Source organism: Alteromonas sp. S167 (assembly GCF_036864375.1).
Taxonomy (GTDB): Bacteria; Pseudomonadota; Gammaproteobacteria; order Enterobacterales; family Alteromonadaceae; genus Alteromonas.
This window is the reverse complement of the sequence record NZ_JAZETR010000007.1, coordinates 273,295-281,304: the sequence shown is the minus strand read 5'-3', so window position 1 is coordinate 281,304 and position 8,010 is coordinate 273,295. Positions and strand designations below refer to the sequence as shown.

The window sequence follows — 8,010 nt, the reverse complement described above, 5'->3', positions numbered from 1 at the left end:
CCCAATCAACTCACTCACTTCGTTCGCTGGGACGCATACACGCGGGGCGGCTTCGCCATTGTGCCCCACATGTCTGCGCCCGTTATTGGAAAGTTAAGTTTCATCGAATTGGATACTTATGGATAAATTAGAAGGACATTGGGCAAAAAGGACGATTCTCGAACCTGACACTGGAAATGCCTATAACAAATATTTTTACAAGAGAAAGCCTGCTGATCGGGTAGTAGTAGATACCCCAAAAGCAAATGTTCTAGCTGGTTATACTTTGATTGAAAAAGATCTTCGCAGCGCCCTGATCTGGATGCGCCACATTAAAGAATTACTATCTGATGACCCTAATTTTACAGACCCTAAAGGGCATATTAAGGCTACCTATGACCGAGATCGATTCAACATTGTGAAAGGATTGTTTGTTGCGTCACTTACATTCTATGGTAAGTCATTTGCCACGTGTGAAGGTAGAAGGGTCAAGCTGGAGAAAAAGAATCTCGATGAAGAATTCCATGAAGAGCATGACAACGCGATGGAGTTTAGGCACAACTTCGCAGCTCATAGCGGAGCAAAACAGCTTGAACGAGCGAGTGTGGTCCTAGCTATCGACAAAAAGAGAAGAGAATTGCCGTATTTCGTAAGGGAGCTAATTCAACCGGACACTCTTAGCACCCATGACTTAGACGATTTTATCAAACTATTTGAGCACGCTAGGACTTTTACAGAAAACAAAATTAGAACATTAGCTGAGAAAGTCTACAAAGAAGACGTGTTAGCCAAAGGGCCAGAATATTGGTATGCAAAAACTTAACAAGTCAATCAACTTCGCGCCTTCGGCGCCGGACGCAGCAAAGCTGCGCCGGTTATTGATGCGTTGTGTGCAAGGAGTAATCGTTGAATTCAATGGATGGAATTGATCTTCAAGACTCTTTTATACTGGGCTGGACAGTCTCAGAAAACGAGTTTTCCATACAGCTGGAAGCTAGTATCTGGCCTTCATCCGTTCATTACACTAAACCAAAGCCCAATGAGTACACTTGTTATAAAAAAGCAGTTTTAACGTTCTCTGACTTTTCAGATATTAAAAGTATTAAAGAACAATCGGAAATAACACCGACAACGGATTTAGACGGCTCACTGGACTATGGCAACATAGATAGCTTTAGCAAAACAGAATCGGGCTTTTTCATTTCAGCGTGCTTTGGTAGTGTCACTATCAATAGTGGTAAGGTTGTTTTGAGTGTTTGCACATAACAAGCAAATTAAGTCACTCACTGCGTTCGCTGGGACGCATACACGTGGGCTGCTTTGCATTATAGCCCACATGTATGCGCCCCTTATTTAAAAGTTATGCGTCAAGGACACTTCTATGAGTAACCATGCTCAATACGGATTTATAGCCATCCTACTGGGTTTATTAATGTGTTTCGCGTACCTTTCTTTTATGCCAGAAGAAAAAGTACTCGTACTGAATACAGTTAATCATGACCGGGTTATTTGTGGGTTAGCCACATGTGGTCACCATGCGATTATTTTAAAATCTAACACAGTGGTTAATTTAAACGGGGAAGACATTTTACTAAGCGAATTCATTTCTCGCTTGGGTAAAGGACTAGACCAATGTGAGGCTAGAACGCTATTTATAGCAGCAAACCCGGACTTAGACAGCGGGTTGGTAATCGAGCTTTCAAACTTAATCACCGCTAAGATTCCAGACATCAAAATTGGCTGGGGCAGCAATGACGCATAACAACCGATCAAGCTCAATCGCTCCGCTCGCTGAGCCGCCTCCTCGCACGGGGACTTGATATTCTCTTGTGCAAGCAATTACTTAGCATAAAACATGCACCAAAAAGGAAATTGAACTCAATGTCTACAATCGACTTCACAAATAAAGAAAAAGAAGCAATGGTTGAAAAGCTGCAAGCGTATTTTGAGAAAGAGTTAGAGCAAGACCTAGGACAATTTGATGCTGAGTTTTTGCTAGATTTTGTTTCTAAAGAGTTGGGCGCATACTTTTACAATAGAGGGCTGCATGATGCCAGAGCAGTTCTTGAAAATAAGTTAAGTACAATCGACGAAGACCTATACGCAATTGAAAAAGAAACAAACTAATGCAGCACATATATAAATAGCGTGTTGTAGGTGATGAAAAACTATTTTTGGCAGCAATAATTAGCGCTTTCCATATAATGCCTTGGAAGTAATAAGTTAATCAGACGAGCATAACTCATAAACCAAGCCCTTAATATCTTTTGGTTCCCCTTCCCTTTTTAATCGTTTATGGTTACTAAGCTGCTATTACCTATAAGGAAATTTCAATGAAACACATGGCTGTTGTACCTTTATTTATTGCCCTTTTAGCCGGTTGTAAAACTACCGAAAACCTCGCTCCTGTTTCTCAAATTGCGCCTAGTGTTGCGAAAGAAGGCTCTTTAGCGAACGAAACGCTAGCAGCAGACACAAAAGCCGGCTTAGAAGAAGTTATCAACAACGCTATAGCTAGCAGCGAATTATTGAAATTTGTTATACAGCAACCCGTTGGCGAGGTAGGTTCTCGCGCTTGGCGTGAAATGTGGATTGTAAAATCGTCGAAAAGTACGTCTCAGTTTTTAATCACGTTTACAGAATCGGGCTTAGACGCCGCTAATTTTGAGATAAAACCAATGGGCAGCGATAGTAAAGATGCTCCCTGTCCTGCAAATAAAGCGCAGTTTCCCATTGGCATTACAACATCAGAGCAGGTTTTACGCTGCATGGGGAAACCACAGCATGAAAATTATAACCCTGACGGTCGCTTTGTTTACCTATACGAAAGCAAACAGAATTTAATTCTTACCTATCTCTTTAGCCCGGATAAAAAACTTCTAAAAATTGTGGGTTATGAGAAAACCGACCGCTAATGTTAAAACTTGCTGAATGTTAGGCGCATTTCTTGAGGAACAAATTAAAAAAGGGCGTTGATTCGTTGGGTGTACTAGACGGCGAAACAAATGCAGGCAAACCATGCTTATTCAACTTACAGCTAGATAAAAAGAGACTTGGTTCATGAGGATAACGCACCGGTTTCGAATGTATAAACAGTAAATCATGTAACCCCTAAAGTAGAGAAAACGCAATAATGGAAATGAATCAAGTAACACTTCCAGTAAAGAACATGGATACTGCTGTAAAGTTCTATTTAACACTGGGTTTTACGCAAATAGTAGATACTCCCCACTATGCAAGGTTTTCATGCCCAAAGGGCAACTCAACTTTTTCGCTTGCCCTTGATGAAGGTGATTACAGCAATGGCGCTGTAATTTACTTTGAAACTGAAAAGCTCGACTCACTGGTAGATGAACTTGTGCAAAAAGGCGTAGTGTTCGAACAACAGCCTACTGAACAACGTTATTTGTGGAAGGAAGCGATTTTAAAAGACCCATCTGGAAACAAAATAAAACTATTCTGGGCTGGTGAAAACAGATTGTCTCCACCGTGGAAAGTGAATAAGCGTGCATAACCTTTATTGGCAAAACGCTTAGCTGTACACGTTTACCTTTGATCACATAGGGCTGAATACAAGTGCATTTCACCCCTTTAGTTGATACGACGCGTTGTACTTACAAAACATACCAATTAAAGGAAAACGCAGTGAAGACATTAATAGCTACTTTTCTTCTTTTAGTTACAAGTACCACCACGCAAGCGAATTCGACCGACGTATTTACCTTTACCAAAACGCATTGTTTTGGCACCTGCCCTGCTTTTGAAGTAAATGTATTCGCAGACGGGGTTATAAGCTTTCATGGCCAAGCTTATACCCAAAAAGAAGGCGTTTATAGGCTTCCAAATAACCCAGAGCTGTTTAACCGTATTGTGCAGCAACTTGATGAACATAGCTTTACTCAATTTCTCGACCATTACGGATGGGGTGAAGACGAAGAGGAAAGCCCATGCAAAGAGTTATGGACTGACGCATCTAGCACTGTTATCACGCTGCAATTTGCTAATACAAAGAAGACGGTATATCACTATCATGGTTGCATAGGGTTTGAACGGGAGGATGAGCTTTTTCTGTTAGAAAAGTTATTGTTTGAAATGATTGGTTTAAAAGACTATGTGGGCACCTAGCAGTGAGCTTTAGCAGGCGTTTTTAGACTTAAGATATAGACTTAGTCTTTAAAAAACAGCACTATGGCATTTTCAGGCTAGTTATTTAAGGACAAATATGAAAACGCTCAGCTCACTTGCCCTTGCATTATTCATTGCGGGTTGCGCATCAACCGCGAAAAACGACACCACAAAATACAGCACTGCCACGGTATCTAACGTTAAGTCAGAAGAAATAGATAACTTAAGCAATCGCGAACACGAATTTAAAGTTACGTTCGACTATGCCATTGAAGATTACGAAGCCGGCGTAAACAAATACACATGCTCTGTTCAATTTGCGAATACTGACGGTACGTCAACCACCAAATTTGTTGGAGGCCGTTACCCATGCCGTTTAGACAGCGCACAAGGTACAGTAACGGTAGAATGGCCATCACCACTCGACAAAGACGTGATCCTTACTAAAAAAGAAGCATTAAAACTTAAGGTTCCTATCGAATACTTTGTAGCCGTGCACCAAAAGTCGGGGCGCTATAGTACGAAAATTATCGGCAAATCTGCGTCCATGCTTAGCCAAGCGAACGTTATTCGTTAATTTCACCTATGAACTTGCACCTACAAGTATAATTGTCCACTATTTAAGCACGCGGTTTTAGCTTGCGTTGAAAATGACGGAAGCTACAAATTTTGGCTATACATTGCTTGTGGTGCATGGTTTCTATTTTTGGATAAAAGGTTATTACAATGACAACACGTATGAAGTGCGCTTTATTTGGCCTTCTCACCCTTTTCTTCCTTGGTGGGTGTCAGGAGAAAGAAGAAGGGCTTGGACGCTTTGGAATGCTAGACGACAGCACTCCCGAATACACCGCCGTAGCGTTTTTACGCGGTATATACGAAGACGACAATTTAGATTTTGCTAAAACCCTAGCAAGTAAGAAAATGAAGCGCATCCTTACTCGATATCACACCAACGGTAACGTACAACGTCATTTGCTAAATTTGAAGTACGACACTGTTACAATTACTCCACAAAGCGCGGGCTCTGTAGGACGAAGTGAGTTCGCAGATAAATCTACTGTAACTATATTTTTAAGCGGTATGTATAACGATAATAAAGTAGAAGACCTTCGAAGCCTTAATTTGATAAAAGAGGGCGGCGATTGGAAGGTTAACGAAATTGAAGCTGATACTTACTTATAGAAAATAATAGTTTCTAAAAAGCAAATCGCCGCCATGTTAAACAACTAATCTTTGGCGGCGATTTAAACATTCATTTCTATTACTAACGCCCTACTGCAACACCTTCCCTTCTTGGGTCGGCGCCACCAACTAGCTTGCCAGATTTGAACTGAATACCGTGCAGCCCGCTGTTCAAGTCTACGACTTTCACATTGTGACCAAGTGCTTTAAGCGGCGTCTCCAGATCGGCAATAGGCGTGCCTTTTTCAAGTGCAGTATAATCATTTCTATTGGTAATTTTAGGCAGGTTTATTGCCTGCTGAATATCCAAGTTAAAGTCTAAAACCCCAATAAGTGTTTGCGCCACATAACTTACTATTCTAGAGCCGCCAGGAGAGCCTAAAACTAGCTCTAAGTTACCGTTTTTGTCGAACACCATTGTTGGGCTCATTGCGCTACGCGGGCGTTTACCAGGCTCAACTCGGTTTGGCACAGGAAAGCGGTTAGCTGTTGGCGTAAACGAAAAGTCGGTTAATTGGTTGTTTAGTAAGAAGCCCTCTACCATGATACCCGAGCCAAACATAAACTCGATACTGGTGGTCATAGAGATAGCGTTGCCTTCTTTATCTACAATAGACACATGTGAAGTGTTAGGCAGCTCCATCGAACTACCTAAAGCAACATTTGCGTCAGCGTAAGGGTTACCGGCTCTTGCCCTGCGCCATGATTTATCAATGCCAATTTCTTGTGCGCGGCGCTCTAGATAGGCTTTGTTGATCATTGCCGCGAACGGCAGGTTAGTGAAATCACTGTCGGCAATATATTTTTCTCTATCCGCATACGAACGGGCGCTGGCCTGCGTATATAAATGTGCAAATTCAACAGAGTTAGGTTCATATTGACTTAGGTTAAACTCTTCCAACATTTTGAGAATTTGAAACACATTAACACCACCAGAACTTGGCGGGGGCATGCCACATATGCGTTTGTCATGATACGTGCCACACACCGGGTCACGTTTTATGGGCTCGTAATTTGCCAGGTCTTCTAACGTCAGACTACCGGGGTTAATCTCGGCGGTATTTACGGCATCAACAATTTTCTTTGCCACTTCGCCTTTTAATAAATAGTCACTGCCTTGCTCGGCTATACCTTTGAGGGTTTTTGCTAATTTTTTATTTTTCTTGTTTACACCTTCTTGCAAAGGTTGTCCTGCTGGAAAGAAGTATACCGAGCTTGATGTAAAGTTTTTAAGCCCTGGGTGATAGTCTAATGCCACCAGCTTGGCCAAGCGGGGGGATACGGTAAAGCCTTGCTCAGCCGTTTTAATTGTATCGTCAAACAGCGTGTTCCAAGGCAGTTTTCCAAATTCGCTTTGCGCCATCTCTAAGGCTTTTACGGCACCCGGAACGCCGACAGACTTACCGCCCACTACCGCGTCAATCCAGCGCATGGGCTTGTTGCCCTGCATAAACCAATGCGCATTCACCGACGCAGGCGCCGTTTCTCGCCCGTCGAAGGTGTGAAGCACCTTATTTTTGTTATCCCAATACAAAATGAAAGCACCGCCACCAATACCTGAAGACTGAGGCTCTACTAAAGAAAGCATAGCCTGAACGGCCACTGCGGCGTCTATTGCGCTACCGCCTTTCTCTATAACGTTTTTACCGGCCCACGATGCGTAAGGATTTGCCGCAACCACCATGTACTCTTTGGCTTCAAACGCTTTCTTCTCGTTATATCCCGTTGCGGCCTCTGGCTCCCCTACTTCTCGCGCTTGCTTTGCATTTACGTTAAACGCGAAACACGCTGAAAGTGCAAGAGATACTATTGAAGCTCGCAACAAAACACTGGGTCTCAAAATAGGTTTCCTTTTACTTAAATTTTTCTGGATTAATTGGGCGCTTTTTCAAAAACGCGTCAAACGCTTCCTGTGCCGCAGGCGCACTTAACGCCTCAAGAAATATGTCGAACTCTTCGCTCATTTGTTGATTAATGCGATCGTTTTCACCTTTCAACAAGGCTTTTGTTTGGCGAAGCGAAAATGCTGGCTTAGCCACTAGCTTAGCAACTGTTGACGATACTACCGAATCGATTTCGGTCTCATCTACAATTTTAGTAAGCATGCCAAATTGATAAGCATCGTTTGCAGAAAACGGTTCGCCTAACATTAACCATTCCGACGCTTTAATGTGCCCTACCATTTTAGGCAAAAGATAACTTGATGCATATTCGGGAACAAGCCCTAGGTTGATGAATGGTAGTACAAATCGGGTGTCTGGTGTAGCGTAAACAAAATCACAGTGTAACAACAACGTGGTACCAATGCCTACCGCCATACCGTGTACTTGCGCTATAACAGGCAGTTCAGTTGCCGCTAGTGCGCGCATGAAAGCAGACGTTTCAGGCACGTTTGCGTTTTCACTTTGCTGAGCGAAATCGCTAATGTCGTTGCCGGCAGTAAAACAATCGCCCTCACCTTTAATAACGATAGCTTTGGTGCTGCCATCGTTTTTAACACTTAAAATGGCGTGCGCCATATCTTGGTACATATCGCGGGTAAGCGCATTTTTCTTATCGGCGCGATTAATGGTAATTGTTAAACACTGATCTTCAATGTGAGCATTGATGTGAGACATAGTGAGTCCTTTATTCAATCGTTATTCTATTAGGCTTACTTAAGTTTCCACCCCTGTGTCATTTCTGTATCATAGCGACCAAATTTGAAAATAAACAATAACT

At 42.4% G+C, this 8,010-nt stretch carries 11 protein-coding genes; 9 read left to right on the top strand and 2 right to left on the bottom strand.

The annotated features are described in order from the left end of the window. The first annotated feature begins 118 nt into the window (after positions 1–118). From V7R35_RS12855 to V7R35_RS12815, 9 genes are all read left to right on the top strand, one after another. Positions 119–802, top strand: a complete 684-nt coding sequence (locus V7R35_RS12855) for a hypothetical protein (protein WP_334015263.1) — start codon at positions 119–121, stop codon at positions 800–802. 83 nt (positions 803–885) lie between these two features. Then, complete coding sequence (locus V7R35_RS12850) at positions 886–1,245, top strand: hypothetical protein (RefSeq protein WP_278712019.1); 360 nt, start codon at positions 886–888, stop codon at positions 1,243–1,245. A 115-nt stretch (positions 1,246–1,360) separates the two neighbouring features. After that, positions 1,361–1,741, top strand: coding sequence for a hypothetical protein (locus V7R35_RS12845; protein ID WP_334015262.1), 381 nt, complete (start codon positions 1,361–1,363; stop codon positions 1,739–1,741). Positions 1,742–1,860: 119 nt separating this feature from the next. After that, a complete protein-coding gene (locus V7R35_RS12840) occupies positions 1,861–2,106 on the top strand; it encodes a DUF2164 domain-containing protein (protein WP_334015261.1) in 246 nt (81 codons plus the stop codon). A gap of 206 nt (positions 2,107–2,312) precedes the next feature. Then, positions 2,313–2,894 (top strand): hypothetical protein, encoded by a 582-nt coding sequence (locus V7R35_RS12835; RefSeq protein ID WP_334015260.1) that lies wholly within the window; start codon positions 2,313–2,315, stop codon positions 2,892–2,894. A gap of 218 nt (positions 2,895–3,112) precedes the next feature. Next, positions 3,113–3,493, top strand: a complete 381-nt coding sequence (locus V7R35_RS12830) for a VOC family protein (protein ID WP_334015259.1) — start codon at positions 3,113–3,115, stop codon at positions 3,491–3,493. Positions 3,494–3,624: 131 nt separating this feature from the next. Next, a complete protein-coding gene (locus tag V7R35_RS12825; protein WP_334015258.1) occupies positions 3,625–4,104 on the top strand; it encodes a DUF6438 domain-containing protein in 480 nt (159 codons plus the stop codon). A gap of 97 nt (positions 4,105–4,201) precedes the next feature. Beyond that, positions 4,202–4,681, top strand: coding sequence for a hypothetical protein (locus V7R35_RS12820; protein WP_334015257.1), 480 nt, complete (start codon positions 4,202–4,204; stop codon positions 4,679–4,681). A 149-nt stretch (positions 4,682–4,830) separates the two neighbouring features. Further along, a complete protein-coding gene (locus tag V7R35_RS12815; protein ID WP_334015256.1) occupies positions 4,831–5,289 on the top strand; it encodes a hypothetical protein in 459 nt (152 codons plus the stop codon). Positions 5,290–5,371: 82 nt separating this feature from the next. Here the strand turns inward: V7R35_RS12815 and ggt are convergent, their stop codons facing one another. Both ggt and V7R35_RS12805 read right to left on the bottom strand, forming a co-directional pair. Further along, the gene (gene ggt / locus V7R35_RS12810) at positions 5,372–7,132 is read right to left on the bottom strand and encodes a gamma-glutamyltransferase (RefSeq protein WP_438823476.1); all 1,761 of its coding nucleotides are present in this window, start codon (positions 7,130–7,132) and stop codon (positions 5,372–5,374) included. A 10-nt stretch (positions 7,133–7,142) separates the two neighbouring features. Beyond that, on the bottom strand, positions 7,143–7,907 hold the full coding sequence (locus V7R35_RS12805; protein WP_334015254.1) for an enoyl-CoA hydratase: 765 nt from the start codon (positions 7,905–7,907) through the stop codon (positions 7,143–7,145). Between the last annotated feature and the right edge of the window lie 103 nt (positions 7,908–8,010).